This window comes from Streptomyces sp. NPDC058295 (assembly GCF_042880655.1).
GTDB classification, from domain to species: Bacteria; Actinomycetota; Actinomycetes; order Streptomycetales; family Streptomycetaceae; genus Streptomyces; species Streptomyces coriariae.
This window is the reverse complement of sequence record NZ_JBHVYO010000007.1, coordinates 67,010-92,519: the sequence shown is the minus strand read 5'-3', so window position 1 is coordinate 92,519 and position 25,510 is coordinate 67,010. Positions and strand designations below refer to the sequence as shown.

Annotated in this window: 22 protein-coding genes; 15 read left to right on the top strand and 7 right to left on the bottom strand. The window is 71.0% G+C overall.

The window, feature by feature from the left end; genetic code table 11:
* The first annotated feature begins 128 nt into the window (after positions 1 to 128).
* Positions 129 to 2,549, top strand: a complete 2,421-nt coding sequence (locus ACFVYS_RS09860; protein ID WP_389500496.1) for a SpoIIE family protein phosphatase — start codon at positions 129 to 131, stop codon at positions 2,547 to 2,549.
* 150 nt (positions 2,550 to 2,699) lie between these two features.
* Here ACFVYS_RS09860 and ACFVYS_RS09855 read toward each other — a convergent pair whose 3' ends face one another.
* The 3 genes from ACFVYS_RS09855 to ACFVYS_RS09845 all read right to left on the bottom strand — a co-directional run bounded on the left by ACFVYS_RS09855 (position 2,700) and on the right by ACFVYS_RS09845 (position 6,014).
* Positions 2,700 to 4,310 carry a cation acetate symporter gene (locus tag ACFVYS_RS09855; RefSeq protein WP_389500494.1) on the bottom strand — a complete coding sequence of 537 codons (1,611 nt, stop codon included), beginning with the start codon at positions 4,308 to 4,310 and terminating at the stop codon, positions 2,700 to 2,702.
* Positions 4,307 to 4,789 (bottom strand): DUF485 domain-containing protein, encoded by a 483-nt coding sequence (locus tag ACFVYS_RS09850; protein WP_389500492.1) that lies wholly within the window; start codon positions 4,787 to 4,789, stop codon positions 4,307 to 4,309. Before ACFVYS_RS09850 ends, ACFVYS_RS09855 begins: the two co-directional genes overlap by 4 nt.
* A 172-nt stretch (positions 4,790 to 4,961) precedes the next feature.
* Entirely contained in the window at positions 4,962 to 6,014 is a 1,053-nt protein-coding gene (locus ACFVYS_RS09845) for an alcohol dehydrogenase catalytic domain-containing protein (RefSeq protein WP_389500490.1), read from the bottom strand.
* Between the two features lie 146 nt (positions 6,015 to 6,160).
* Here ACFVYS_RS09845 and ACFVYS_RS09840 point away from each other — a divergent pair, with 146 nt between their 5' ends.
* The 10 genes from ACFVYS_RS09840 (at position 6,161) to ACFVYS_RS09795 (ending at position 16,450) form a co-directional block, all read left to right on the top strand.
* A complete protein-coding gene (locus tag ACFVYS_RS09840) occupies positions 6,161 to 6,862 on the top strand; it encodes a TetR/AcrR family transcriptional regulator (protein ID WP_389500488.1) in 702 nt (233 codons plus the stop codon).
* Positions 6,863 to 6,996: 134 nt separating this feature from the next.
* Positions 6,997 to 8,004, top strand: a complete 1,008-nt coding sequence (locus ACFVYS_RS09835; RefSeq protein ID WP_389500487.1) for an NADP-dependent oxidoreductase — start codon at positions 6,997 to 6,999, stop codon at positions 8,002 to 8,004.
* The gene (locus ACFVYS_RS09830; protein WP_389500485.1) at positions 8,001 to 8,126 is read left to right on the top strand and encodes a hypothetical protein; all 126 of its coding nucleotides are present in this window, start codon (positions 8,001 to 8,003) and stop codon (positions 8,124 to 8,126) included. Before ACFVYS_RS09835 ends, ACFVYS_RS09830 begins: the two co-directional genes overlap by 4 nt.
* A gap of 29 nt (positions 8,127 to 8,155) precedes the next feature.
* Positions 8,156 to 8,953: a maleylpyruvate isomerase family mycothiol-dependent enzyme gene (locus tag ACFVYS_RS09825; protein WP_389500483.1), complete on the top strand. Its 798-nt coding sequence runs from the start codon at positions 8,156 to 8,158 to the stop codon at positions 8,951 to 8,953.
* Between the two features lie 410 nt (positions 8,954 to 9,363).
* A complete protein-coding gene (locus ACFVYS_RS09820) occupies positions 9,364 to 11,622 on the top strand; it encodes an MMPL family transporter (protein ID WP_389500482.1) in 2,259 nt (752 codons plus the stop codon).
* A 7-nt stretch (positions 11,623 to 11,629) separates the two neighbouring features.
* Complete coding sequence (locus ACFVYS_RS09815; RefSeq protein ID WP_389500480.1) at positions 11,630 to 12,997, top strand: sensor histidine kinase; 1,368 nt, start codon at positions 11,630 to 11,632, stop codon at positions 12,995 to 12,997.
* Entirely contained in the window at positions 12,994 to 13,686 is a 693-nt protein-coding gene (locus ACFVYS_RS09810) for a response regulator (RefSeq protein ID WP_389500479.1), read from the top strand. Before ACFVYS_RS09815 ends, ACFVYS_RS09810 begins: the two co-directional genes overlap by 4 nt.
* 304 nt (positions 13,687 to 13,990) lie before the next feature.
* Positions 13,991 to 14,803: a VOC family protein gene (locus ACFVYS_RS09805; RefSeq protein ID WP_389500478.1), complete on the top strand. Its 813-nt coding sequence runs from the start codon at positions 13,991 to 13,993 to the stop codon at positions 14,801 to 14,803.
* 139 nt (positions 14,804 to 14,942) lie between these two features.
* Entirely contained in the window at positions 14,943 to 15,851 is a 909-nt protein-coding gene (locus ACFVYS_RS09800; RefSeq protein WP_389500744.1) for a metalloregulator ArsR/SmtB family transcription factor, read from the top strand.
* Complete coding sequence (locus ACFVYS_RS09795; protein WP_389500476.1) at positions 15,848 to 16,450, top strand: dihydrofolate reductase family protein; 603 nt, start codon at positions 15,848 to 15,850, stop codon at positions 16,448 to 16,450. The genes ACFVYS_RS09800 and ACFVYS_RS09795 overlap by 4 nt, the downstream gene beginning before the upstream one ends.
* 30 nt (positions 16,451 to 16,480) lie before the next feature.
* Here ACFVYS_RS09795 and ACFVYS_RS09790 read toward each other — a convergent pair whose 3' ends face one another.
* Positions 16,481 to 17,686 (bottom strand): PP2C family protein-serine/threonine phosphatase, encoded by a 1,206-nt coding sequence (locus ACFVYS_RS09790; RefSeq protein WP_389500474.1) that lies wholly within the window; start codon positions 17,684 to 17,686, stop codon positions 16,481 to 16,483.
* Positions 17,683 to 19,290: an ATP-binding protein gene (locus ACFVYS_RS09785; protein WP_389500472.1), complete on the bottom strand. Its 1,608-nt coding sequence runs from the start codon at positions 19,288 to 19,290 to the stop codon at positions 17,683 to 17,685. The genes ACFVYS_RS09790 and ACFVYS_RS09785 overlap by 4 nt, the downstream gene beginning before the upstream one ends.
* A gap of 109 nt (positions 19,291 to 19,399) precedes the next feature.
* On the opposite strand from ACFVYS_RS09785, the gene ACFVYS_RS09780 reads away from it, so the two are divergent.
* The 3 genes from ACFVYS_RS09780 (at position 19,400) to ACFVYS_RS09770 (ending at position 22,866) form a co-directional block, all read left to right on the top strand.
* The gene (locus tag ACFVYS_RS09780) at positions 19,400 to 20,170 is read left to right on the top strand and encodes a response regulator (protein WP_389500470.1); all 771 of its coding nucleotides are present in this window, start codon (positions 19,400 to 19,402) and stop codon (positions 20,168 to 20,170) included.
* 78 nt (positions 20,171 to 20,248) lie between these two features.
* Positions 20,249 to 21,115 (top strand): GNAT family N-acetyltransferase, encoded by an 867-nt coding sequence (locus ACFVYS_RS09775; protein ID WP_389500468.1) that lies wholly within the window; start codon positions 20,249 to 20,251, stop codon positions 21,113 to 21,115.
* Positions 21,116 to 21,348: 233 nt separating this feature from the next.
* Positions 21,349 to 22,866 carry a glycoside hydrolase family 43 protein gene (locus tag ACFVYS_RS09770; protein ID WP_389500466.1) on the top strand — a complete coding sequence of 506 codons (1,518 nt, stop codon included), beginning with the start codon at positions 21,349 to 21,351 and terminating at the stop codon, positions 22,864 to 22,866.
* A gap of 22 nt (positions 22,867 to 22,888) precedes the next feature.
* Here ACFVYS_RS09770 and ACFVYS_RS09765 read toward each other — a convergent pair whose 3' ends face one another.
* Both ACFVYS_RS09765 and ACFVYS_RS09760 read right to left on the bottom strand, forming a co-directional pair.
* Positions 22,889 to 23,020 carry a hypothetical protein gene (locus ACFVYS_RS09765; RefSeq protein ID WP_389500464.1) on the bottom strand — a complete coding sequence of 44 codons (132 nt, stop codon included), beginning with the start codon at positions 23,018 to 23,020 and terminating at the stop codon, positions 22,889 to 22,891.
* Between the two features lie 214 nt (positions 23,021 to 23,234).
* On the bottom strand, positions 23,235 to 24,092 hold the full coding sequence (locus tag ACFVYS_RS09760) for an SDR family oxidoreductase (RefSeq protein WP_389500462.1): 858 nt from the start codon (positions 24,090 to 24,092) through the stop codon (positions 23,235 to 23,237).
* A 615-nt stretch (positions 24,093 to 24,707) separates the two neighbouring features.
* Between ACFVYS_RS09760 and ACFVYS_RS09755 the strand changes: the two genes are divergently transcribed.
* Complete coding sequence (locus ACFVYS_RS09755) at positions 24,708 to 25,442, top strand: dienelactone hydrolase family protein (RefSeq protein WP_389500460.1); 735 nt, start codon at positions 24,708 to 24,710, stop codon at positions 25,440 to 25,442.
* The last annotated feature ends 68 nt before the right edge of the window (positions 25,443 to 25,510 follow it).

The window sequence follows — 25,510 nt, the reverse complement described above, 5'->3', positions numbered from 1 at the left end:
GGCCCGGCAGGACGGGAACGCCGAGCCGCCGTCCCGGGTGCCGTCATGCCGGTCACCGGCCGGGGTCGGGACCCGCGGTGGCACATCGGTGACCGAGTACAAGGTGGTGTTCAGCGGTGGAGAAGCGGATGACGGAGCTCAGCGAAAGCCACGACGATCCGTTCGCCCTGCACCTCGCGGCCCTGGCGGTGCTCGACGACCAAGGAATCGTGGTCGGGTGGAACCGGCAGGCCGAGGAACTGCTCGGCCATCCGGACACAGCCGTGATCGGTCGTCCCGCGTGGGAGGTCCTTGTCGATCCGCGCGATCTGCCGGCTGCCAGGGAGGCCGCGGCGATCTGCAGGAGAGCCGGCGGCTGGTTCGGCGTGCTCAAGGTGCGGCACCGCGACGGGCGGCCGGTGGAGCTGGGGCTCAGAGCCCATGCGCTGTCACGCGGTGACCGGGTCCGTGAATGGTTTCTCGCCGGGGCACTCGCGGTCGACGTCATGGAGTGGCAGGTGGACCTCGCGGTTCTCGACGGGCTGTACCGCCGGTGCCCGATCGGCCTGGTCATTCACGGCCCCGACCTGAGGCTTCTCCGGGTCAACCGGGCCGTCGAACGCTTCAGCGGCGTTCCGGCAGCAGACTTCCGGGGGCTGCCCACCGGCCAGATGCTCCTCCCCGACGACGCACGCGAGGCCGTGGACCGGGTGCGTCAGGTGTTGGAGACCGGAAGCCCGTTGGTCTACTCCGAGCAGTTCGCCCGTCTGGAGCAGGATCCCGCTCGCGAGCGGGTCGCGTTGGTCTCGTCCTTCCGGATGGAGGACCCCACCGGCCGTGTCCTGGGTGTGGCCGAGATGATCGAGGACATCACCGAACGTCATCGGGCCCAGCGTCGGCTCGCGCTCCTCGACCAGGCCGGCAGCCGTATCGGAACCACCCTCGACGTGGCGGAGACCGCCCGTGAACTCGCCGAGGTGATGGTGCCTCACCTCGCCGACCATGTGTCGGTGGACCTGTTTCAGCCGGTGACGCGCGGTGAGGAGCTGACACGGACCCTGGCAGGGCCTCTGGTACGAGTGGGGGCCTGCGGCGTCGGTGCCCAGCAACCCGGCCCGACCCACCCCCACGGCGAGCCGGTGCAGTTCGCGCCCGATACACCCCAGGCCAGATGCCTGGCCGAAGGACGCCCTGTCCTCGAACCGGTTCTGCCGCCCGACTGGTTCTCCGCGGAGGGCCGCCTCCGGGCCCATGTTCCGGACCTGGGCGTCCACTCACTGATCGTGATGCCTCTCGCCGCGCGTGGTCTGGTGCTGGGGGTGATGACCCTGTGGCGTTCGCGCCGACCCGATCCCTTCGAGGTGGACGATCTCACCCTCGCCCAGGAACTCGCCTCGCGTGCCGCCGTCGCCATCGACAACGCCCGGCGCTTCACTCAGCAGCAGCAGACCGCGTTCACCCTGCAGAGCAGCCTCCTGCCCCGGGCGGTTCCGGCCCAGTCGGCCGTCGAAGTCGCCCTGCGGTACCTGCCGGCCAGCGCGGCCCCGGGACTGGGCGGTGACTGGTTCGACGTCATTCCCCTGTCGGGGGCCCGGGTCGCCCTTGTCGTCGGCGACGTGGTGGGACGCGGCATCCATGCCGCCGCCACCATGGGGCGGCTGCGAACAGCCGTACACACGCTCGCCAGCCTCGACCTGGAACCGGACGAGGTCCTCTCCCGCCTGGACGACCTGGTCAACCTGCTGGCGGTCGAGCAGGAAGCGACCGGCGAACAGCCCGTGGGCGAGCAGGTCGTCGGCGCCACCTGCCTGTACGCCGTGTACGACCCGGTCTCCCGGCGCTGCTCCGTGGCCCGCGCGGGCCACCCGCCGCCCGTGGTGACCGCGCCGGACGGACAGGCGGCTCCGCTCGACCTGCCCGCCGGCCCACCGCTCGGCCTGGGCGGCCTGCCGTTCGAGGCCCGGGAGATCGAACTGGCCGAGGGAAGCCTGCTGTGCCTGTACACCAACGGTGTCATCGGCGAACGCCACATCGATGCGGACATCGGCCTGGCCAAGCTGTGCGCGGCGCTCACCCGCCCCGCGGACACCTTGGAGCGAACATGCCAAGCCGTGGTCGACTCGCTCGTGTCATCGCGCCCCAGCGACGACGTCGCTCTGCTGATCGCCCGCACCCGCATGCTGCCACCGGAGGACGTCGCCTCCTGGTCCCTTCCGCCGGGACCTGTCAGTGCCGCCCGGGCGCGGGCACTGACCTCGGCGAAACTGACCGAATGGGGCCTGGAGCACCTGGCGTTCACCACCGAGCTGATCGCCAGCGAACTGGTCACCAACGTCTACCGTTACGCCGATGGTCCTGCGACCCTGCGGCTGATCCGTGAACGGTCTCTGGTGTGCGAGGTCAGCGACACCAGCCACACCTCACCGCACCTGCGCCGCGCCCGGACCACCGACGAGGGCGGGCGGGGCCTGTTCCTGGTGGCCCAGCTGACCGAACGCTGGGGCACCCGCTACACCCGCGAGGGCAAGACCGTGTGGACCGAGCAAGCACTGGCGGGCCCGCCCGCCTGACCGTCTCGGGCCATGCCGGGGCTCCGGCGGGCGCAGGGCGTGGAGCGCGCTCGGCGGCGGGGATGCGAGCGGGCGCGCGTGGGGATGCGAGCGGGCGCGTCGCACCACCCCCGGCACAACCTCGCCGCCCCGCCCCGCCTCCGATGTCGGTCACTCGGCTGCGGCGAGCAGCCGTGCCTCGCTCTCCTCGTACAGCCGCCGGTTCTCGTGGCCGTCGGCCGGGCGGTGCCGGTGGTCCAGACGGCTCCCCAGCCAGCCCGCCAGATAGCCGAACGGGATGGAGACCAGCCCGGTGGACTGCATGGGGAACAGGTGGAAGTCGGCGTCGGGGAAGACGGCGGACGGTGTGCCCGAGACGGCCTTGGAGAAGATCATCAGCAGCAGGGCGCAGGCCGCGCCGCCGTAGAGGGTGGCGAGCAGGCCGGTGCGGGTGAATCCTCGCCAGAACAGGGAGTAGGTGAGCGCGGGCGCCACGGCGGAGGCGCCTATGCAGATGGCCAGAGTGGTCAGCACGCCGACGTCCCAGTGCTGGACGAGGGTGGAGAGCACGATCGCGACGGTCCCCACGACCACGCTCGTCCACGCCGCCACCGTCATCTCCGTGCGCGGCGACGCCTGCCCGCGCCGCGACGCATGGGCGAACAGGTCGTGTGCGAGCGACGAAGCCGCTGCCAGGGTCATCCCCGCGACCGACGACAACAGGGTGATGAAGACCATGCCCGCCACGGCCGAGTAGAGGATCGTCGTGCCCGCGGAGCCGGGGGCTCCGCCGAGCGCCTGCGACAGCATGAGCAGCGACGTCCTGCCGTGCGGGTCGGCCGCGGTGATGGCCCGCGACCCCACCAGCGCCGCCGCGCCCGTCCCCATGACGATCACGAGCAGGCAGAACGTGGTGACCGTGCCGACCGCCCACGACATGGAGCGACGCACGGCCGGCACGTCCTGCGCGGAGTACAGACGCATCGTGATGTGGGGCAGGCAGGCCACGCCGAGGACCACGGTGACCTGGAGACCGACGAAGTCGAGCCGGTCGACGGTCGAGGTGCCCAGCTGAAGGCCCTGCTGGAGGTAGGCGGGGCCCGCGCCGCTGCCGTGCTGGGCGGCTCTGAGGACGTCGCTGGGGTTCCAGTCGAAGCGGTTCAGTACGAACGCGGCGACGACGACGCTGGTGCCGAGCAGGAGGACGATCTTGATCATCTGTATGAGGGCGGTGCCCCTCATGCCGCCGATCGCCGCGTAAATGATCATCAGGCTGCCGACGATGACGATGCACGCCGTCCTGGCGCCCGCCACGTGCGGGATGTCGAGGATGAAGGTGAGCAGCGACCCGGCCCCGGAGAGCTGGACGACCAGGAAGGGCAGGGTCGCCGAAAGCGTCACCACGCAGGCCGCGACGCGCACGGACCGTCCCGGCATGTTGCGGGCCAGGACGTCGCCCATGGTGAACCTGCCCGCGTTGCGCAGGGGTTCGGCCAACAGGAACATCAGCAGTACCAGCGACAGGGCGGTGCTGACCGCGAGAACGTAGCCGTCGTATCCGGCGAGCGCGATGATGCCGGTGGTGCTCAGTACCGTGGCGGCCGAGATGTAGTCGCCCGCGATCGCCAGCCCGTTCTTGAGCGGGGTGAGCGAGAGGTAGCCGGTGTAGAAGTTCGTCAGGTCCTCGCGGTCCGGTCCCGTCATGACGCACATCATCAGCGTGACGGTGACCAGCGTGGTGAACAGGACCAGGACGGTGGCCTGCGTCCCGGAGTCGTTCATCTCGCCACCCCCGCGTTCCGGCCGGTGTGGACCGCACGCTCCCTGACCGCGCGGGCCAGCGGATCCACCGAGCGTTGCGCGCCGCGTCCGTACCAGAAGACCGCTGCGAAGGTGACGACGAGCTGGAAGATCCCCAGGGCCATTCCCAGGCTCAGCTCTCCGACGACCGTGGTACCCATCGGTCCAGGCGCGTAGCAGGACAGCACGACATACGCCACGAAGGAGCCGAGCGCGGTGAGCGTGGCGGTTCGACGCAGCCGGCGGTAGGCCGAGCGGAGTGCGGCGAGGTCGGCACCGGGTCGATGAGGCTCGTGCCTGTGCGGCTCGTCCCAGGCGGCTCGCCCGTACGAGTTCCCGTACGAGTTCCCGTACGAGTCGTACTGAGGGACGTCGTGGCCGTACGTCCGGGGCTCGGTGGGGGGCAGCGGCCGTCCCGTGGGTGCTGACGGCGGATATCGGTTCTCGTCGGCGTACGTCATCGCCTGGCCTTCCACTGCGGCTCGGATCCGTGGAGGTGAACGGGGAGGAACGGTTCTGGCGGGCGCACCATACCGACCGGTTGGGATGTCTGTGATCCCCCTGTGGGTCACGTTTCGGGGTCGATGTGGTCCCCGGGCGGAGACGGCCGGGCGACTGCCCTCGCGAGGCGGATCAACGGGTGGGGTCGAGAAGGACCTTGCGGACGCCGGCGGCGCGGCTGTTGAACAGTTCGTACGCCGCGGGGCCCTCGGAGAGGGGGAAGCGGTGGGAGACCACGACCTCCGGGGTGATCCGGCCGGCCTGGGCGAGGGGGATCAGTGTAGGGAGTTCGTAAGGGATCGAGCACAGTCCGATGGCGAACTCCAGCTCCTTGACCTGGGCCAGGCCCATGTGGAAGGGGAAGGCCCTGTTCTGGCTGACGCCGACGACACTGACGCGTCCCGCCTGCCGGACGGCCTTGAGGGCGAGCTCGATGGTGGCGTCCGAGCCCACGGCCTCCACCACGGCGTCCGGTCCGCGTCCCGCGGTCATCTCCCGTACGGCCGTCCGCGCGTCCTCGCCCTCGACCGGTTCGACGCCCAGGGTGGCGGCGAAGGCACGGCGCTCCGCGACCAGGTCCGCGCCCAGCACACGTGCGGCGCCCATCGCGAAGGCGGATTGCGCGGCCATGAGGCCGACCGGGCCCAGACCGATGACCAGCACCGTTTCGCCGGGCTGGATGCGGGCGCGGCGGCATCCGTACCAGGCCGTGGGAGCGTTGTCCGTCAGGACGACGGCGGCCTCGTCGGAGATGCCCTCGGGCAGGGGCACCAGGTTGACGTCGGCATGGGGCACGGCCAGCGCCTGGGCCTGACTGCCCGGGAGGTGCGGGCTCACTCCGTAGCAGAGGTCGGTCGGGGCCTGGGCTCGCTCACACCTCGCGGTGAGTCCCCGCGCGCAGGTTCCGCACAGGGTGCAGCCGACCGAGGCGGGGACCATGACCCGGTCGCCGGGCTTGAAGCGGGTGACCCGGTCGCCGGTGTCGACGACCACGCCGACACACTCGTGTCCCGGTGTGTAGCCGGTCTCCGGGCTGAACCCGTTGCCGCCGTAGATGTGCAGGTCACTGCCGCAGATACCGGCCGTGGTGACCTGGACGACCGCGTCGGTGGGGCTGGTGACGGCCGGGTCGGGTACGTCTTCGTACCGGATGTCGTGGGGGCCGTGGTAGGTCAGTGTCTTCACTGGATGCCTCCATCCGGCGCGGGGCGGCGCCGTGCAGAACAGGGATTCCGGAGCGGTTACATGACTTCCGCAGCGCATCAAGGCGCCTTCATCAAGGATTAATGCGTGCGTATTATTTCGGCGGGGCGACGCTAGCATGGGCCTTCGTGACAGCACATGAGACGCAGGCCACGTCGCCCGGGAGCCGGAAGGCCGGTGACACCCGCGGCACGCTCATCCGGGCCGCCGAGCGGTTGTTCGCGGCGAAGGGCGTCGACGGTGCGTCGCTCAACGAGATCAAGCGGGCCGCCGGCCAGCGCAACGCGATGGCCCTGCAGTACCACTTCGGCGACCGGTCGGGTCTGCTGCGGGCCGTACTCGACAAACACCTTCCTGCGGTGGACGCCCGCCGGGAGGTGCTGCTGCAGCAGTACGAGGACAGTGGCGACGGCGGCGACGGCGGCGATCTTCGGCCGCTGGCCGCCGCGCTGGTGCTGCCCGCCGCCGCGGAACTCGCCGACCCCGACGGCGGCCGCGAGTTCCTGCAGATCGTGGCCGAACTGCTCAATCGCCCCGAACCCCTGGTCGAGGTCGTCGTGACGCAGGGGTCGAGCATCTATCCCTGGCGGCGCCTGCTGGAGCCGTTGCTGACTCCCGAGTCGACCGCGGTGTTCCATACCCGCTTCACCGCCATGCGCTTCTGTCACGCCGAACTCGCGGCCCGGGCCGCTGCCCGCCCTCGCGGGGACGACCGGCTGTTCACCAGCCGACTGGTCGACCTGGTCACCGCACTGCTGGCCGCGCCGGTGTCCGAGCAGACCGCACGACTGCTGCACGAGCGAGACCGTAAGGGCCGGCCCGAGCGGTAGACCTCGACTGGCCGGCCCGTCCGGCGCGGAGCGTGGAGGGCGGGGGGCGCGCAGGGTGTGTGGTGAACGTCATGCAGCGTGGCATACCTACCGGTCGGTACCCTGCGGCGAAGCCGCGAACGACAGGAGACACGATGTCCGCGACCAATCGCCAGATCCGTCTGGCGGCTCGCCCCGTGGGCGAGGTCAAAGCCGATGACTGGCAGCACTGTTCGGAGACCGTCGACGACCCGGGCCCGGGCCGGTTCGCGGGCCGCACGCGCGTCATCTCCCTGGACCCGGCCATGCGGGGCTGGCTGGACGACCGTCCCTCCTACCTGCCGCCGGTGGGCATCGGCGAGGTGATGCGCGCCGGATCGGTCATCGAGGTCACCGCGTCCCACCACCCCGACTTCCAGCCGGGCGATCATGTGGTCGGCACGTTCGGCGTCCAGGAATACGTGGTGTCCGACGGCAGGGGTGCCATGAAGATCGACACCTCCCTCGCCCCGCCCTCGACGTATCTCGGCGCGCTGGGCATGCCCGGCATGACCGCCTACTTCGGCCTGCTGGACGTCGGCGCGCTGAAGGACGGCGAGACGGTCGTGGTATCGGGGGCGGCCGGGGCGGTCGGCACCATCGCCGGTCAGATCGCGAAGGCCAAGGGCTGCCGGGTCGTGGGCATCGCCGGCGGGCCGGAGAAGTGCGCCATGCTCATCGACGAACTGGGATTCGACGCGGCGATCGACTACCGCACCGAGGACGTCAGGAAGGCACTGCGCCGAGAGGCCCCCGACGGCATCGACGTCTACTTCGACAACGTCGGAGGGGACATCCTCGACGCCGCCCTGACGCGGCTGGCGATGCACGCGCGCGTCGTGGTCTGCGGCGCGATCAGTCAGTACAACAACGACACTCCGGTCAAGGGCCCCTCCAACTACCTCTCGCTGCTGGTGCGCCGCGCCCGTATGGAGGGCTTCGTCGTCTTCGACTACGCCCAGCGCTACGCGCAGGCCGCGCAGGACATCTCCGCCTGGATCGGCGCCGGCCGCATCAAGGTCAAGGAACATGTGGTGAGGGGGAGCGTGGACGACTTCCCCGAGACGTTGCGGATGCTCTTTCGCGGGGAGAACGTCGGAAAACTCGTCCTGGAGCTGGCATGACCGCCGTCGAGAGCGAGGCCGCCGCCCGGTCGGGACACACGGACGGCGGCGCGCTCGAGGGCAAGGCGTCCATCGACAGGTTCAGTCACGACGAAGCGGCCCTCGACCAGTCGTCCGGTTGAACCCGCGGTCTCTCGAAAGGCAGCTCACGATGAAGACGTCCGACCAGACCCACCACGCCTCCGCTTCCGTCGCGGTCGATCACCGCACGGCTGTCGCCACGGAGACCGCCCGGTTCGTCGCGGCGGTGGAGGGCGCCGACCTGGCTGCACCGGTGCCCAGTTGTCCGGGCTGGACACTGGCCGACCTGGTCAAGCACACGGGCAGCGTCCAGCGCTGGTTCTCGGCCTTGTTGCGTGCGCGCATCCAGGAACCCCCGCGCAGGCGTGAAGTGGACCTTCGGCTCCCGGACCAGGAGGACGGATACGCCGACTGGCTGGCCGAGAGCGCGACGGTGGCGGCGGAGGCCTTCGCAGCCACCGGCCCGAACGAGCCGATGTGGGCATGGGGCGCTGACCAGCACGCCCGCTTCTGGGCACGGCGGATGCTCTTCGAGACCGTGGTGCACCGGACCGACGCCGAGCTGGCACTCGGCCTCCGGTCCGCGATCGACCGTCCGGTCGCGGTCGACGGGATCGACGAGTTCCTCGTCAATCTGCCCTTCGCCACCTTCTTCGCCCCCAAGGTGGCCCAGCTGCGCGGCCCCGACAAGATCATTCGCTTCCGTGCGACCGACGGGGACGAAGTCTGGGACGTCCGCCTGCGGTCCGGCGGCTTCGGGCTCGACACCGCACACCCGACGACGACCACCGCTGACGCGACCCTCCGGGGAACCGCGGCCGACTTGCTCCTGCTCGTATACGGTCGCCTGCCCTACGAGGCAGAGGCCTTTGACCACGAGGGGGACGAGCACCTGCTGGCCCACTGGTTCGCCAACTCCGCATTCTGAGAAGGCGCATTTCGCCGTTCCCGCACCGCTCGCGGAGCAACGGACTGCGGGTGAACGCCCTGGCACGTTCACCGGCGATCAGCGTTCCAGGTTCGACGGGGCCGGCGGAGCGGTCGCGGGGGAGGACATCGCCACCACTTCCAGGCGGTCGGCGGTACCGGCCGGGGGCGTGACGGTCCCGTCGTGGTGCGGGTCGCCGAACTCCCGGCCGGGGTACGGCTGCTCGCCCTGCCACGGCCCGAGTCGGCGTGTAGTGCGTAGGCACCACGACACGTGGGCGGCTGGTCCGGGTGCACCAGAGGAAGACGGCGGCCGGGGACGATGCCCGGCGGGGCGCCCGAGGGGAGGGTGGGAGGCGCGTGAATCTCACGCGTTCCCCCTTGCCTAGCGGTGTCTGGAGTGATCAACAGGTGGCGACATTTCTCTACCGGATCGGACGGTGGGCGTTCCGTCGGCGCCGGCTCGTCGGTGGTCTGTGGCTGGGTGCCCTGGTGCTGGCCATCGCTGCCGCGGCCATGGCCCCGGCCGGGGAGGAAGAGGACCTCTCCATGCCCGGCACCGAGTCGCAGAAGGCGTTCGACCTGCTGGACGAGCGCTTCCCCCGGAGCAACTCCCAGGGCGCCGAGGCCCGCTTGGTGTTCCGGGCCCCGGACGGACAGCGGGTGACGGCCGGGGAGAACCGGGCGGCCGTCGAGGACGCGCTCGGTTCCCTGGACGGGGGCGATCAGGTCGCGTCGGCCACCGACCCCTATGAGACCGGCGCCGTCAGCGAGGACGGCACCATCGCGTACGCCACCCTCACCTACACGGCGGACGCGGTCGACCTGACCGAGTCGACGAGGAGCGCCCTCGAGAGCGCCGCGAACGCGGCACGGGACGCGGGGCTGACCGTGGAGATCGGCGGCTCGGCCCTGGACTCGGAAGAGGCACCGGGCGGTACGACGGAGCTCATCGGCGTGGCGGTCGCGGCGGTGGTGCTGGTCCTGGCCCTCGGGTCGCTGGTCGCGGCCGGACTGTCGCTGCTGACCGCCTTCGTGGGCGTGGCCATCTCCTTCGGCCTGGTCTCGGCGCTGGCCGTTCCGCTGGGCCTGACGTCCACCGTCGCCATCCTGTCGCTGATGCTGGGGCTGGCGGTCGGCATCGACTACGCGCTGTTCATCACCTCCCGCTTCCGCGACGAGCGCGCCCGAGGAAGCGAGCCGGAGGAGGCTGCCGGCCGGGCGGTGGGCACGGCCGGATCCGCCGTCGTCTTCGCCGGCGCGACCGTCTTCATCGCCCTGGTCGGGCTGGGGGTCGTCGGAATCCCCGAACTCACCAAGATGGGCCTGGGCGGCGCGGGCGCCGTGGCCCTTGCCGTACTCGTGGCGCTGACCCTGGTCCCCGCGCTGTTCGGCTTCTTCGGGCGGCGGATACTTTCGCGCGCCGCCCGCAAGGCCGCCCGCAAGGCCGCCGGGCCGGGAAGTGAAGGCCGGCACCCGGACACCGTCGGCGGCCGGGCCAAGCTCGGCACGCGCTGGGCGCGGTTCGTGCTGCGTCGGCCGATGGCCGTGCTGATGATCGCCGTACTGGGTCTCGGCGTCGTGGCCCTGCCGGCGCTGAGCCTCGAACTCGGGCTGCCCGGAGACGAGTCCAAGTCGGTGGAGACCACGCAGCGCCGTGCCTACGACCTGCTCTCAGAAGGCTTCGGACCCGGCTTCAACGGCCCGTTGACCGTGGTCGTGGACGCGTCGGAGTCCGCCGACACCCGGGCCACCACGGACCTGGTCGTCAAGACCCTCCGGGGAGTGGACGGGGTCGCGTCGGTCGGTGAACCGGTGCTGAACCGGGCCGCGGACACCGCCGTCCTCACCGCCGTCCCGCGGACCGCGCCGAACAGCGGCGAGACCAAGGACCTGGTGCACGCGATCCGCAGCGCGGTCTCCGGCGTCGAGGCCGACACGGGCGCCGGCATCCTGGTGACCGGCACCACCGCGCTGAACATCGATATTTCCGAAGCCATGTCCGACGCTCTCCTTCCCTATCTGACCGTGGTCATCGGACTGGCGGTACTCCTGCTGCTGGTGGTCTTCCGGTCGGTCCTGGTCCCGGTCAAGGCAGCGCTCGGGTTTCTGCTGTCGGTGGGTTCCGCCTTCGGCGTCCTCGTCGCCGTCTTCCAGTGGGGCTGGGCGGCAGACCTGGTCGGCATCGAGCAGACCGGCCCGGTGATGTCGCTGATGCCGATTCTCATCATCGGCATCGTGTTCGGCCTCGCCATGGACTACGAGGTGTTCCTGCTCAGCCGGATGCGCGAGGCCTACGTCCATGGCGCGTCCCCGGGCGAGGCGATCGTCACAGGGTTCCGGCACAGCGGCCGTGTGGTGGCCGCGGCGGCGATCATCATGATCAGTGTGTTCGCCGGATTCATCGGGATGAGCAACCCGACCATCCAGACGATGGGCGTCGGCCTGGCCGCCGCCGTCGCCTTCGACGCCTTCGTGGTCCGGATGACGATCGCACCCGCGGTCCTGGCACTGCTCGGCCACCGGGCCTGGTGGCTGCCCCGTATCCTGCACCGTGTGCTGCCGAATGTGGATATCGAGGGGGAGAAGCTGAGCAAGCCTGTCCCGGCCTCCGCGGCCGAGCCGGACGCGGTGGTGCCGCTCCTCCCTGTCGGCCGGCACCGGCACTGAGTCGGCCATGAAGAACACGGGTGGCGGTGATCCGCGACCACGCGGCAGGTGGTGGCGGGAGACAGCGATCACGGCGACGGCGTTCGCGCTCTGTCTGCTCGGTGGCGCGGTGCAGGACGACGGCAGCAGGCTGTCACCGCCGACCGCCGCCGCCTACGTCATCGCGGTGGGGACCTGTACCGTGCTGCCGTTGCGGCACCGGGCGCCCCTGACCGCCATGGCGGTCACGACCGCGGGCGGAGTGCTGGGGCCGCCCCTTGGCCTCCTGTTGAGCCCGCTCATCGTGGCCCCCGCCGTGATCACCGCCTACTCGTACTCGCTCACCGCGCGCACCGAACGGCGTGCGGTGAGCGCGGTGTTGCTCATCTCCGCGGCGCTGCTGGTCGCCTCCGCCCCCTTGTTCGGGGCCCTCTCGTGGCAGGACGCGAGCCGGGTGGCAGCGGTGGCGGCGTTCCCGCTGGTGGCCGGCGTACTCGGTCACTCGGCGCAGAACCGACGGGCCTACCTGGCGGCAGTGGAGGAGCGGGCCCGGCGGGCCGAGGAGAGCCGGGACAGCGAGGCGCGCCGGAGAGTCGCCGAGGAACGGGTGCGCATCGCCCGGGAACTGCACGACCTCGTGGCCCATCAGATCACCCTGGCCAACGCGCAGGCCACGGTCGCCGCCCACCTCTTCGACACCCGCCCGGAGCAGACCCGCAAGAGCCTGAAGGAGCTCGTCGAGACTACCGGCCACGCGCTCGACGAACTGCGGGCCACGGTCGGCCTGTTGCGTCAGTCCGGGGACGCGCCCACGCCCTCCGAACCGGCGCCCGGGCTGTCCCGGTTGCCCACGCTCGTCGAGTCGTTCCGCCGCGCGGGTCTGGAGGTGTCGGTGCACCAGGAAGGCACGGACCGGCCGCTGCCGCCGGGGGTGGACCTCACCGCCTACCGCATCGTCCAGGAGGCCCTGACCAACGTGACCAAGCACGCCGGTACCGCCACCGCCCGGGTGCGCCTCGCGTGGAAGCGCGATCGCCTCGCCATCACCGTCGCCGACGACGGAGGGGGCGCCCGTACGACGTCCACCCCACCCGCGGGACCGAGTGCGTCCACGGCGGTGGAACGGCCGCCCGGTTACGGTCTGATCGGGATGCGTGAACGGGCCACCGCGGTCGGCGGAGAGCTCTCGGCGGCCAGTCCCCCGGAGGGCGGCTTCCTCGTCTCCGCCCAACTGCCCCTCCCGCCCGCCAAGGACCCCGCGAAGGAACCTGCTAAAGACCCCACGAAGGACACGGCACGGAGGACTGACGGAGCGACCACCATCGAGGGGCGGACAGCCGACGCAACGACAGCCGACAGCCGAACGGGCGGCGGAGAGGCCGGGGATGCGCCGTGACGTTCCGGGTACTGCTCGCCGACGATCAGGCCCTGCTGCGCGAGGCCTTCCGCATACTTCTCGGCAGCGCCGACGACATCACCGTGGTCGGTGAGGCCGCCGACGGCCGGGAGGCGGTGAGACTCACTCGTCAACAGCGCCCGGACGTGGTGATCATGGACATCCGTATGCCCGAGGTGGACGGTCTCACCGCCACGTCGGAGATCTGCGCGGACCCGGAACTGCGTGCCAGCCGCATCCTGATCCTCACCACGTACGAGACCGAGGAGTACGTTGCTCAGGCGCTGCGCGCGGGGGCAGGCGGCTTCATCGGCAAGGGCATCGGGGCCGAGGCCCTGCTGGACGCGGTGCGTACGATCGCCGACGGCGACACCCTTCTGTCGCCCGCCGCGACCCGCTCCTTGGTCGCCCGCTTCCTGGCCACACCGGACGACGCCCCGCCGTATCACCCCGAACAACTCGCCGCGCTCACCCCGCGCGAACGCGAGATGGTGGCTCTGGTCGCGACCGGCCTGTCGAACCAGGAGATCGCCGAGCGGATGTTCCTGAGCCCCTTCACCGTCCGCGCCCACGTGCAGCGCGCCATGACGAAGCTGGACGCCCGCGACCGGGCGCAACTCGTCGTCATCGCCTACCGGACGGGCCTGGCCCGCGCCGCCCCCGACGGCCGCACCGACCACCTGTCGTAGCCCGCCGGTGCCGGGCCCTTCCGGGGACGCCGCCGTGCCCGCGCTCGTACGTGGCCATCCGACCCGCCTTCGACATCGACCGGACCTGTCCGCCGAGCCGGTTCGCGAAGTCCTCGCGCGCCGCCGAAACCACTGCCCCGCCCACCTGGTGACGCTCTATCCGCACTACGCCGCTCCTTGATCACTTGTCCGGCGGCCAGCCTGGGCGCACGGTCCGACACCCGAGCCTCGGCCGCGGCCGACGCGCGATTGTCGGTGGCGGGTGTCACGCTGAAATGACACAGGACCTGCGAAGGGAACAGCCGTGATCACGACCGAGCTCACTCCCGGCTCCCCCTGCTGGCTCGACCTCGGGGCGCCCGACGTCCGCTCCGCCGCGGCTTTCTACGGCTCGGTGCTGGGCTGGAACTACGAGTCCATGGGCGGCGGCGGGGGCGAGGACGGGGACATGGAGGGCGGGATGTTCCAGAAGGACGGCAAGACCGTCGCCGGTCTGGGCAAGCTGTCCGAGGAGGGCGCTCGCTCGGCCTGGATGATCTACTACTGCGTCACCGACGCGGATGCCACCACCCAGGCGGTGGAGGGCGCGGGCGGCACGGTCCGGGTGCCCCCGAGAGACCTCGGTGAGTGGGGGCGGATGGCGCAGTACACCGACCCGTCGGGCGGCCAGTTCGCGGTCTGGCAGCCAGGGAAGAACGCGGGCTTCGAGCTGGCCGACGTACCGGGTTCCCTGTCCTGGACCGAGCTGTACACGAGCGACGCCGCGGCCGCGAAGGAGTTCTACGGAGGGGTCTTCGGCTGGCGGTTCAGTGACACGGAAATGCCGGGCGGCGGGGGCACGTACACCCTCATCACACCGGCCGGGCTTCCCGAGGAACGTATGCAGGGCGGCCTGATGCAGGTCCGCGAGGAGGACCTCGCCCTGGCGGGCGGGCAGGCGTACTGGCACCCGGTGTTCGCCGTCGCCGACTGTGACGCCGCGGTGGCCGCGGTCACCGGGGGCGGCGGCAGCGTGCAGATGGGACCGATGGACGCGGAGGGCGTCGGCCGGCTCGCCGTCTGCCTCGACCCGTCCGACGCCGACTTCGTGGTGCTCACCCCGACCTCCCCGAGCTGAGCGCTCCCCCTCCCGCATGGGGTCGGGGCCGCGGGTCGCGGGTCCCGGCGGGACGTGCAGCTGTGCTGCCGGGTCCGGTGGCCTGTATATTCCTTGACACGAATATTCGTCATCGGGAATACTTGCTGCCATGGACGCCATGGACGCACTCCTCGCCGCACTGGCCGACCCGGCCCGCCGGCGGCTCGTGAGCCTGCTGGCCGAGCGGCCCCGCCCGGTGGGTGTTCTCGCCCAGCTCGCCGACGCACGCCAACCGCAGACGACCAAGCACCTGCAGACCCTTGAGCGGGTCGGCGTCGTGACCTCCCGGCGCACCGGTCAGCGCCGGATCTATGCGCTCCGGCCCGGCCCCCTCCGCGAGCTGGCGGCCGCGCTGAGCCGGCTCGCGGATGCCGCGGACCAGGTCAGTGGCACGGACACGCCGTACGACCGCTACGGGCTCAGCGTCCACACGGAGCGGCTCGCCGCGCAGGAGCCGGGGTGGGCCGACGGCCGCTCCTTCACGTTCCACCGGTCACTGGCGGAACGCCCCGAACTCGTCTGGCGCCACCTGACAGAGGCCGCGCTGCTCGCGCGCTGGTGGACCCCCGAAGACCTCCGCGTCTCGGAACTCGTCTTCGAGGCACGGCCCGGTGGGCGGATCGTCCAGGAGTACCGCGATGCCGAGGACGACGGAGGCTCCGACCCGGTCGCCGGGCGCGCGGAGGGCGTCGTCGTCGACGTAAGCCCTGGTGAGCGCCTCGCCTACCGGCTCTCCCCGCTGCTTCCCGACGGCCGCCTCGCGTTCACCGCCCACGTCGACATGGGCCTGCGGCCCACCGGCACGGGCACGGACCTCGACGTCCACTGGCGAATGACCGACAGCACCGTCGAGTCCGCGGACTTCGTCGCGGGCATCGAGATCGGCTTCGGCCAGAGCCTCGACAAGCTCGCGGCGACCCTCGCCACGGACCCGCACGACAGCGACACCGACACCAACGGCACAGACACCAAGAGCACTGACAGTGCGGGCGGCGCAGCCCGCACCGACACAGGGAGCGCGACATGACAGAGCAGATCGCCGGCCGTCGAGTGGTCACCAACATGGCCCTCTCCCTCGACGGTCGCTACGCCGCACCGGACAACCCCGTGGACATGGGCTGGGTGATGCCGTACGCCGTGACCGACGTCGCCCGCGACCACCTGACCAGCCTCTGGGAGCCGGCCACGACGGCCCTGCTCGGGCGGGTCAACGCCGAGGGTTTCCTCGGTTTCTGGCCCACCGTCATCGGTATGGAGGGCGCCGACCCGCGCGACGAGGGCTTCGCGAAGTGGCTGGTCGACACCGACAAGGTGGTTCTCTCCTCGACCCTCGACAAGGCGCCGTGGGAGCGCACGACGGTCGTCGACAAGCCGGCCGCAGAGGTCGTCGCGGACCTCAGGGCCACCGAGGGCGGCGACATTCTCGTGCTCTCCAGCGCGAGCGTGGTCAAGGCGCTGCTGGCGGCCGACGAGGTCGACCGGCTGGCGCTCACGGTCTTCCCGGTCTTCCTCGGCGGCGGGCCACGCCTCTTCGACGACGGCCTGCCCGCGCAGCGGTGGACGCTCGTCAGCCAGACCGCGGGCGAGCACGGCACGTTGGCCCTCGTCTACGACCGGGTCCGCTGAGTTCCCGCGGAGCCGCCGCTCGGGAAGGTCTCAGGGGTGGGTGGGGCGCACGCCCCAGTCGAGGCGCAGCACGGCGAGGTCGTCGGAGTGGCGTCCGGCGTTCAACTCGTGGGTCTCCTTGATGAGGAGGTCGACATGGGCGGCAGGGTCCGCCGACGGCAGGGTTCCGATCAGCGTGAGCAGTCCCTCGACGCCGAGCCGTTCGTTCGTCGCCCCGTTGTGCCCCTCGGTGAGGCCGTCGGTGTACAGGGTCAGGGCTCCCGTGGCCGGGAGCGGTATGACAGTGGAGGGCCAGCTGTGCAGCCCGGGAACGATACCCAGGGCGATGCCGTGCGCTGCGGTCAGTTCCCGGGTTCCGTCGACCGTGGTGAGGAGGGGCTCGTGATGTCCCGCGAGGTGGAGGGTGGCGGTCGCGGTGTCCTGGTCGAGGGTGAGGAGGGTGCAGGTGGCGAACAGCTGCTGGTCGCCGCGTTCGGCGATCAGGATGCGTTCCATCAGATGCAGCAGGTCCTCGCCGCGATGTCCGCCGAGAACGAGGGAACGCCAGGCGATGCGCAGGCAGACACCGAGCGCGGCGGCGTCCGGGCCGTGGCCGCTGACGTCACCGACGACGGCGTGCAGCAGTCCGTCGTCTCCCTCCACCACGTCGAGGAAGTCCCCGCCGAGCAGGGCCATCGCGGCGCCGGGCAGGTAGCGGGAGGTCACTCGCACGGTGGAGGTGTCGAGCATCGGCTGGGGCAGCAGGCCGCGTTCCAGGCGGGCGTTCTCCTCCGCCCGCAGGCGGGTGGCCTGGGCTTCGGCGCTTGCGCGCTCGGTCTGGCTGCGGTAGACGGCGTAGCGCACCGTCCGGTGCAGCAGGTCCGCTTCGACCTTGCCCTTGACCAGGTAGTCCTGGGCTCCGGCGGCCATGGCGTCGGTGCCCGCCTGGGCCTCGGCCAGCCCGGTCAGGACGATGACGGCGGTGTGCGGGGCCAGGGCTCGCACGGCGGCGACCGCGTCGATGCCCGACACATCGGGGAGGTGCAGGTCGAGGAGGACGCAGTCGATCGGGGCGCCGGCCAGTTCGGTGCGAGCCTCGGCCAGGGTGGTGCGGGTCGTCAGTTCGAACCGCAGCCCCGTGTCGTACAGAAGCTCCTCGACGAGCAGGGCGTCGCCCTGGTCGTCCTCGATGAGAAGGATGCGGTACATCGGCGCGTCGGGCGCCGCTTCGGGGCCGGTCGTCATCGCTGTGGTCATCGTGTCTGCTCGGTGCCGGCCCGGTCGGCCTGCGGCAGGGTGGACGGGCCTGGGTCCGCCGGCGGCTCGGGTGCCAGGGTGAAGGTGATGCGGGCGCCGGCCTGGTAGGCGGTGTCGACGCCGATGGTGCCGCCGTGGAATTCGACGATCTTCTTGCACATCGCGAGGCCGATGCCGCTGCCGGAATAGGCGTCCTTGGTGTGCAGCCGTTGGAAGATCACGAAGACCTTGTCGGCGTATTCCGGAGCGATGCCGATGCCGTTGTCGGTGACGGTGAACCGCCACAGTTCGTCTTCCCGGGCCGCCGTGACATGGATCTTCGGTGCTTCGCCGGGGCGGCGGAACTTGACGGCGTTGCCGATCAGGTTCTGCCAGAGCATGCCCATCTGGGTGGGGTCGGCGACCAGGGTCGGCAGCGGATCGTGGGTGACCGTCGCTCCGGCCTCCTCGATGCCGACGCTCAGCGCGGACAGGGTCCGCTCCAGCACCGTGTCCAGGTCGACGCTCTGGTGGGTGTTGTGCATCCGTCCGACCCGGGAGAAGTCGAGCAGGTCGTTGATGAGGACCTGCATACGGTTCGCGCCGTCGACCGCGAAGTCGATGTACTGGTCGGCCCGGGTGTCGAGTTGCCCGCCGTAGCGCCGTTGGAGGAGCTGGGTGAAGCTGGAGACCTTGCGCAGCGGCTCCTGGAGGTCGTGGGAGGCGACATACGCGAACTGCTCCAACTCCGCGTTGGAGCGCTGAAGGTCCGCGGCCTGCGCGTCGAGACGCTGACGCGCCTCCTCGCTGAAGGCGAGTTCCCGTACGAGGCGGCGGCGCATGAACTCGATCTCACCGCTGAGGCGCCGCAGGTCGGCGGGGCCGGTCGGGGAGATGGGGTGGTCGAAGTCACCGTCGGCGATGGTGCGGGCGTCCGCGCCGAGCTGATCCAGCGGCCGGGTGATGCCGCGGCGCAGTCCTTCGAAGACGAAAGCGGTGAGGACGACGACGAGCACCGCGGCGGCGCCGAACACCACGTTCCGCAGGGCCATCGTGGCCATCAGGTCGTCCCGCGCCCGGACGCGCTCCGCGCGCAGCCGTTCCTGCTGCGCGCTCAGGGCGGCACGTACGTCGTCGAAGGTCTTCTTGCCCTCCGCCGCCCGTTCGGTGGCCAGCGGTGAGGGTGAGCCGGCCGGCGCGGCGGCGATCGGCCGCGCGATCCTCTCCTGCCACGTGGTCAACGCGGCCTGTACGGCCTTCAGGTCGTCCAGGCCGGCCCGGTCGCCGGCGAGCAGCCCGGTGAGCTGCGCGATGCTCGTCTTCTGCTCGGCCAGGCCCTCCTGGTAGGGAGTGATGAAGTCCGCCGTGCCGGTGATCCCGTAGCCGCGGATCCCGGTCTCCTGGTCGAGAAGAGCCGACTCCAGCCGGATCGCCGTGGTCAGCGCGGGGGACCGCACGTCGACGAGGTCCCTGCTGATCGACTCGGTCCGTGCCAGGACCCAGGCTCCCGTGCTACCGAGAAGAGCCAGAACCGCCAGGGACATGGCCGCCCCCACGCGGAGCCACCGCCGGGTCGTCCACGTGGAAAGCCACCGCGTACGCGGTGGTCTCTCACTGCCGGTCATTCTGTGGACTCCTCGCTGCGAACATTTGCCCGAAGGCAACGGTCTGCACACTCTAGACGGCGACAACGCTTGTTGTCGCGAGCTCCTCCCGGACCATAGAGTGCCAGGTATGCCAGGCAAGAACTTCGGTCTGCGGACCGGTCCGCAGGAGACGGCCGTCATCGCGGACGCCGCGGTCGGCAAACTTGCCCAGCGCCTTGCCCACCGGCTGCTGGAAGGCCCCCCGGACCCGGCACCGGACGACCCGGCCCATGCCCTGGCCCTGCTCCACCTGCTGGACCAACTCCAACAGGCCGCCGAACGGCTCCAGCGGGAAGCAGCCGTGGCTGCCGCCCGCGCGGGAGCGGGCTACCCGCAGCTCGGCGCCGCCTGCGGCCTGACCCGCCAAGGCGCCCGGCGTCGCTGGCCGGGGCTCTTTCACCACTCTGACGAGACACCCACGGAGCATCCGATGATGACCACCCCCGCCCGCCCGTTCGACGTCCTGCTCGTCGAGGACGACGCCGCCGACGCGATGCTCATCGAGGAAGCCCTCTCCGAGCGTGGAGCGCGCAACCTGGTCCAGGTCACCGACGGGGTCGCCGCTCTGGAGCACCTGCGCACCCCCGGCAACCCGCGGCCCGACCTCATCGTCCTCGACCTGAACATGCCGCGCATGAACGGCCGCGAGCTGCTGAAGGTCCTCAAGAGCGACGAAGACCTCCAGACCATCCCCGTGGTCGTCCTCACCACGTCCACGGCCCCCGGAGATGTGACCGACGCGTACAGCAGCCACGCCAACGCCTACGTGACCAAGCCCGTCAACCTGGACGAGTTCGAACAGGCCGTCCAGAGCATCGACGCCTTCTACCTCGACACCGCCACCCGGCCCCGCCCCTGAAGCAGCCGAACCCCCACCACGCCCGCCCCTCGGAATCTCGGGTGCGGGCGGGCGGCGCGGTGGTGTGTCATCGGGGATATGGCGATGGTGCTGGGCAAGCCGGAAGCCGACGGGCTGAGGGCGGCCGTGGGCGTGCTGCGGGAGTGGCAGTACGACGGGGCGCCGACGCAACTGCATCCGGGGGACCTGGGCTGGTTCTGGCGGTTCGGAGCCGAGGCGACGGCCGCGGCGGTCCGGACCTGGAGCCGGGACGGCCGGATTCTCGCCGTCGGGCTGCTGGACGAGCCCCGGCTGGTACGGCTGACGATCGCCCCCGACGCCCGGCGGGACGAGGAGCTGGCCCAGCGGCTCCTCGAGGACCTGGCCGAGCCCGAGCACGGCGTACTGCCTGCGGGCAAGGTGTCCGTCGAGGCGCCGATGGACGCACTGCTCCAAGATCTGCTGCTCGAGCACGGCTGGAACGCCGACGAGCCTTGGACGCCCCTGCGCCGTGACCTCACGCGCCCGGTGAAGGACCCAGGCCTACGGATCGAGGTGACCGGGCCGGAGCAGGCGCGGGCCCGGACCGCCGTCCAGCGGGCAGCGTTCGACAGGTCGACGTTCACGGACGAGCACTGGCACGCGATGGCGGCCGGACCGCCGTACGCCGACGCCCGGTGTCTGCTCGGGTACGACGCCCAGGGCGACGCGGTGGCGGCGGTGACGGTGTGGTCGGCCGGTCCGGGCAAGCCCGGGTTGCTCGAGCCGATGGGCGTGCACCGGGAACATCGCGGTCACGGCCACGGCAAGGCGATCACCGTCGCCGCGGCGGCCGCGCTCCGCGAACTCGGCTCGTCGAGCGCGATCGTCTGCACCCCGAGCGCGAATGCGGGCGCCGTCGCCACCTACCGGGCGGCCGGCTTCCGGCAACTGGCCGAGACCCGGGATCTGTCCCGGGACGCCTGAGCCGCAGCTCACCACCGTCTGCCGCGGCACCGGGGGAGACCCGCCGGTCAGCTCGCTGGATCTCTCCGCGACGGAATCCTTCTCGGCGACGAAAACTTTCGGTACGCGGCGGAGAAATTGACAGGAAGCAGCGCGCCGCGCCTACTCGATCGTGATCGTCTTAGCTCCGCCGCTGAACCGACCTGACCGGCTCCGCCGACGCCTGTGGCGGGTCACACCAGTGAAAGGACTCGATGAGGGTGTCGAGCAAGTCAGAGAAGGCCGAGACCGTCGACAACCCGGTGATTCCGGGCTTCCATTCCGATCCGACCGTATGCAAGGTCGGGGAGGACTACTACCTGGCCTGCTCCAGCTTCGAGTACTTCCCGGGAGTACCGGTCTTCCACAGCCGGGACCTGGTGCACTGGACGCAACTCGGCAACGCCCTCGACCGGCCGAGTCAGCTGCGCCTGCCGCTCGACACCCCGTCCTCGGGCGGCATCTACGCCCCCACGCTCCGCCACCACGACGGCCGCTTCTGGCTGATCGTCACGAATGTGAGCGCCGACGGCAATCTGCTGTTCACGGCCACCGACCCGGCCGGCCCCTGGTCCGATCCCGTCCGGCTGCCCGGAGTGCACGGCATCGACCCGGACCTCGCCTGGGACGAGGACGGCACCTGCTGGTGCACCACCGCCGGAGTCGGCCAGATCCGCATCGATCCCCACACCGGGGAGACCTTCGGCCCGCAGCGCCGGCTCTGGTCCGGCAGCCCCGGTGCCAAGGCCCCGGAGGCACCGCACCTCTACCGGATCGGCGACTACTGGTACCTGCTCATCGCCGAAGGCGGCACCGAGCGCTGCCACAGCGTCTCCGTCGCCCGCGGTCGCACACCCGCCGGCCCGTTCGAGCCGTGCCCGGCCAACCCGATCCTGACCCACCGGGGCACCGACCATCCCATCCAGAACACCGGTCATGCGGACCTGGTGCAGGGACCCGACGACTCGTGGTGGATGGTGCTCCTCGGCGTGCGGCCGGGCGGTGGCACCCCGGGGTGGCATGTACTCGGCCGGGAGACGTTTCTGGTGCCGGTCGACTGGGTGGACGGCTGGCCGGTCGTCGGCGAACTGTCGACCTCGATGCCCGCACCCCCCTGGCCGTTGCTGCCGCAGCCTGCGGTGCCGGACCGGGACGATTTCGAGCTGAGTGAACTCGCCCCGTTCTGGGTCTCGTTGAGGCACCGGTCGCCGGAGGTGTGCACGACGAAGGAGAAGCCCGGCTGGCTCACCCTGCGTGCCCGCGGCGGATCGCTCGACGACACCGACGTGACGTTCGTCGGCCGGCGCCAGCAACACATGTCGTGCCGCGTGCGCGCCCTGGTCGACGTGGCGGACGGCCGCGGGGGCCTGGCCGTCCGCCTTGACGAGCAGCATCACTATGACATCGAGGCCTCGTCAGGTGAGGTGCGGGTGCGGGCCCGTATCGGTCCCTCGAACACCGTGGTGGCGTCCCGGCCGACGCCCCCGGGTCCCGTGGTCCTCCGCGTCGAGGTGGCCGCCGTGCACGCCGTGCGCGATGCCCGCACCGGCCCGGACACCGTCACGTTCGGCATCGAGGAGCCGGACGGCACCTTCGTCGAACTGGCCTCACTGGACGGGAAGTACCTCTCCACGGAGGTCGCCGGCGGCTTCACCGGCCGGGTGATCGGCATGTTCGCGGGCTCCGGCGCCGTCCACTTCGACTGGTTCGCGTACGAGCCGGTCGATCGCTGACCCGCCCCGGGTCCGAGGCCCCTCAAGCGAGGAGTTCGTGCAGGAGCAGGTCCGCGCCCAGAGGGACGGACAGCGCTCGTCCGGCGAGGTCGGCGGGAACCTCGGGGTGTTCGGGGTTGACCCGGACGAGTCGGGCCCGAGGCGTTCGGCGCACCGGGTTCTCCATGGGCCGGCGGATCACGCCGGGGGTGTTGAATCCGAGGTGCAGCAGTGACTGTCTTCCTTGTCGGCGGTTGCGCGGGGGTGATGTGTTCAAACATGCCGACATGGAAGGGTCGCCGTCACCTTTTGACGACCTCTGATGGTCAAAAAACGACATCGCTTCGATCCGCGGCGCCGGTGGTGTCGACGGAGGGTCCTCGCGCCGGTCAGCCCTGGCTCGCGCGGATGACGTCGGCGAGCGGGGTGGCGGGGCGGCCGGTGAGGCGGGGCACGGCCTCGCCGACCCCGTCGAGCTCACCGGCGGCGACGGCCGTGTAGGTCGACACCCAGGCGTCGAGCTGCCAGCTCGGGGCGCCGTAGGAGGCGCGGGAGGCGTACGCCTCCTCGACCGTCTCGGGCAGATAGGTGACGGTGCGGCCCTGCGTCTCGGACAGGATCACCGCGGCCTCGGCGAAGCTCAGGGAGTCGGGCCCGGTCAGGTCGTAGACGCGGCCGGCGTGCTCGGCCGGGCGGGTCAGTACGGCGGTGGCGGCGTCGGCGACGTCGTCCTGCGAGACGAACGCGGCACGTCCGTGCCCGGCCGGACCACGGATGACACCGTCCTCACCGGCCAGGTCGGGGACGAACTCCGCGTAGAGGTTGTCGCGCAGGAACGTGTACGACAGGCCGCGCGCACGGATGTGTTCCTCGGTGTGGAAGTGGTCGCGGGCGAGGGTGAAGGTGGCGTCCGGCGCGGCGCCGAAGAAGGAGAGGTACACGAGGTGCTCGACGCCCGCCTCCGCAGCGGCGTCCACGAACGTCTTGTGCTGGAGGAGCCGGTCGGGGCTCTCCGAGGCGGACACCATGAACACGGTCCTCGCGCCGTCCAGACCGCGCAGGACGGCGTCGTGGTCGCCGAAATCGCCCTGGACCGGCGTGGCGTCGGGCAGTTCGGGCGCCCGCTCGGGGTTGCGGACCAGCATCCGCTGGGCCACTCCCCGCGCGGCCAGCCGACGGGCGACACGACCGCCGAGTCGGCCCGTGGCTCCGGTGACCACCAGGGTCGGTCGAGGTGATCCGGTCATGCTGACATCACTTCCGTCAGGTCGGTGTGGGTGGTTGACGCCGGTGTATTGAAACCGGAGTCGCGCCCCTCGACGAGCAGGCGCGCACCGTGGGCGCGTCGCGCCGGAAGAGGGCGACGCCGACGATGGCGACCGGGCGCCCTGCTCCTGCTTCACGCTTGACGAGTGACGCTGGAGACCTCGTCCTACGACGTGAGGCGGGACGAGCCGCTCATGGGCCCGGTCGGCCGCCCAGTCCATGCGCGCGCGATCGGCGTCCCTCCGCAGCGCGGCAGAACCTCGCGCGGCAGAACCTCCCCGGTCCGCCACCTCGTCACTGGTCTCACGGACAGCGCGTCGACCGGGTCCGGGACCGAGGAGTTGGCCGAGATCGTTCTCGCGAACCACACAGTGGACTGGGGGTGTTGGCATCGGCTTTGTTCGGTGGACTATGTTGCGGACATGATTACCGGGACGGCATCGCGCCACACACGGATGGGTGACCCGGTGCTCCTCTGAGCGCCGTGCGGGCCGGTGCGGGCCCGCTGTTCGATCGAGGACCTCGCGCTGCTGCGCGGGCTCCGCCTCCGTCGTGTTGATCACATGCTCGACACATCAACCACGACAGGAGAACTCATGCCCACCAAGACGCTGCACATTCCCACCGCGGACGGCCGGGCCGACGCTTTCGCCGCCTTCCCCGACCGCGGCGAGCGGCACCCAGGGGTGCTGATGTACGCGGACGGCTTCGGCATCCGGCCCGTGCTGCGGGAGATGGCCCGCGAACTGGCCGCGCACGGGTACTACGTGCTCGTCCCCAACCTCTTCTACCGGCACGGCCCGGCACCGGTGATCGAACTCCCCGAGTACATCGGAGACGAGGCCCGGCCCGCGGTCTTCGCCCAGGTGATGCCCTTGATCGAGGCGCACACCGCGGAACGGGTCCTGCGCGACGCCGACGCCTACCTCAGGTTCCTCACCACCCAGCCCGAGGTCGCCGCCGGACCGGTCGCGGTGACCGGCTACTGCATAGGCGGCCTCCTGGCGATGCGTACTGCCGCGGCCCACCCCGGCCAGGTGGCCGCCGTCGCCGCATTCCACGGCCCCGTGAGCGTCGACGGGCCCGACCTCTTCTCCAAGCTCACCGCCCAGGTCCACCTCGGCCACGCCGAAGGCGACATGACCCCCGAGGCCCTCGACGAGCTCAACCAGGCCCTGGATGCCGCGGGCGTCGGCCACACCTCCGAGATCTACCCCGGCACCGTCCACGGCTTCACCATGTCCGACACCGACGCTTTCAGCGCCTCCGGGCTGCAGCGCCACTGGGATCGCCTGCTCCCTCTCCTGGACCACACCCTGGCCGACAGTTGAGGTTGCAGCTCGGAAACCAAACCGGTCGTGGTCGGTCCGGGTGACAGCTGCCTGTTGAAGTCCGGCTC

Excerpts from the sequence above, each read along its gene's own strand:
- ACFVYS_RS09860 (WP_389500496.1), top strand. The coding sequence starts at position 129 with ATGACGGAGCTCAGCGAAAGCCACGACGATCCGTTCGCCCTGCACCTC.
- ACFVYS_RS09855 (WP_389500494.1), bottom strand. The coding sequence starts at position 4,310 with ATGAACGACTCCGGGACGCAGGCCACCGTCCTGGTCCTGTTCACCACG.
- ACFVYS_RS09850 (WP_389500492.1), bottom strand. The coding sequence starts at position 4,789 with ATGACGTACGCCGACGAGAACCGATATCCGCCGTCAGCACCCACGGGA.
- ACFVYS_RS09835 (WP_389500487.1), top strand. The coding sequence starts at position 6,997 with ATGTCCGCGACCAATCGCCAGATCCGTCTGGCGGCTCGCCCCGTGGGC.
- ACFVYS_RS09830 (WP_389500485.1), top strand. The coding sequence starts at position 8,001 with ATGACCGCCGTCGAGAGCGAGGCCGCCGCCCGGTCGGGACACACGGAC.
- ACFVYS_RS09825 (WP_389500483.1), top strand. The coding sequence starts at position 8,156 with ATGAAGACGTCCGACCAGACCCACCACGCCTCCGCTTCCGTCGCGGTC.
- ACFVYS_RS09815 (WP_389500480.1), top strand. The coding sequence starts at position 11,630 with ATGAAGAACACGGGTGGCGGTGATCCGCGACCACGCGGCAGGTGGTGG.
- ACFVYS_RS09800 (WP_389500744.1), top strand. The coding sequence starts at position 14,943 with ATGGACGCACTCCTCGCCGCACTGGCCGACCCGGCCCGCCGGCGGCTC.
- ACFVYS_RS09795 (WP_389500476.1), top strand. The coding sequence starts at position 15,848 with ATGACAGAGCAGATCGCCGGCCGTCGAGTGGTCACCAACATGGCCCTC.
- ACFVYS_RS09790 (WP_389500474.1), bottom strand. The coding sequence starts at position 17,686 with ATGACCACAGCGATGACGACCGGCCCCGAAGCGGCGCCCGACGCGCCG.
- ACFVYS_RS09785 (WP_389500472.1), bottom strand. The coding sequence starts at position 19,290 with ATGACCGGCAGTGAGAGACCACCGCGTACGCGGTGGCTTTCCACGTGG.
- ACFVYS_RS09780 (WP_389500470.1), top strand. The coding sequence starts at position 19,400 with ATGCCAGGCAAGAACTTCGGTCTGCGGACCGGTCCGCAGGAGACGGCC.
- ACFVYS_RS09775 (WP_389500468.1), top strand. The coding sequence starts at position 20,249 with ATGGCGATGGTGCTGGGCAAGCCGGAAGCCGACGGGCTGAGGGCGGCC.
- ACFVYS_RS09770 (WP_389500466.1), top strand. The coding sequence starts at position 21,349 with ATGAGGGTGTCGAGCAAGTCAGAGAAGGCCGAGACCGTCGACAACCCG.
- ACFVYS_RS09760 (WP_389500462.1), bottom strand. The coding sequence starts at position 24,092 with ATGACCGGATCACCTCGACCGACCCTGGTGGTCACCGGAGCCACGGGC.
- ACFVYS_RS09755 (WP_389500460.1), top strand. The coding sequence starts at position 24,708 with ATGCCCACCAAGACGCTGCACATTCCCACCGCGGACGGCCGGGCCGAC.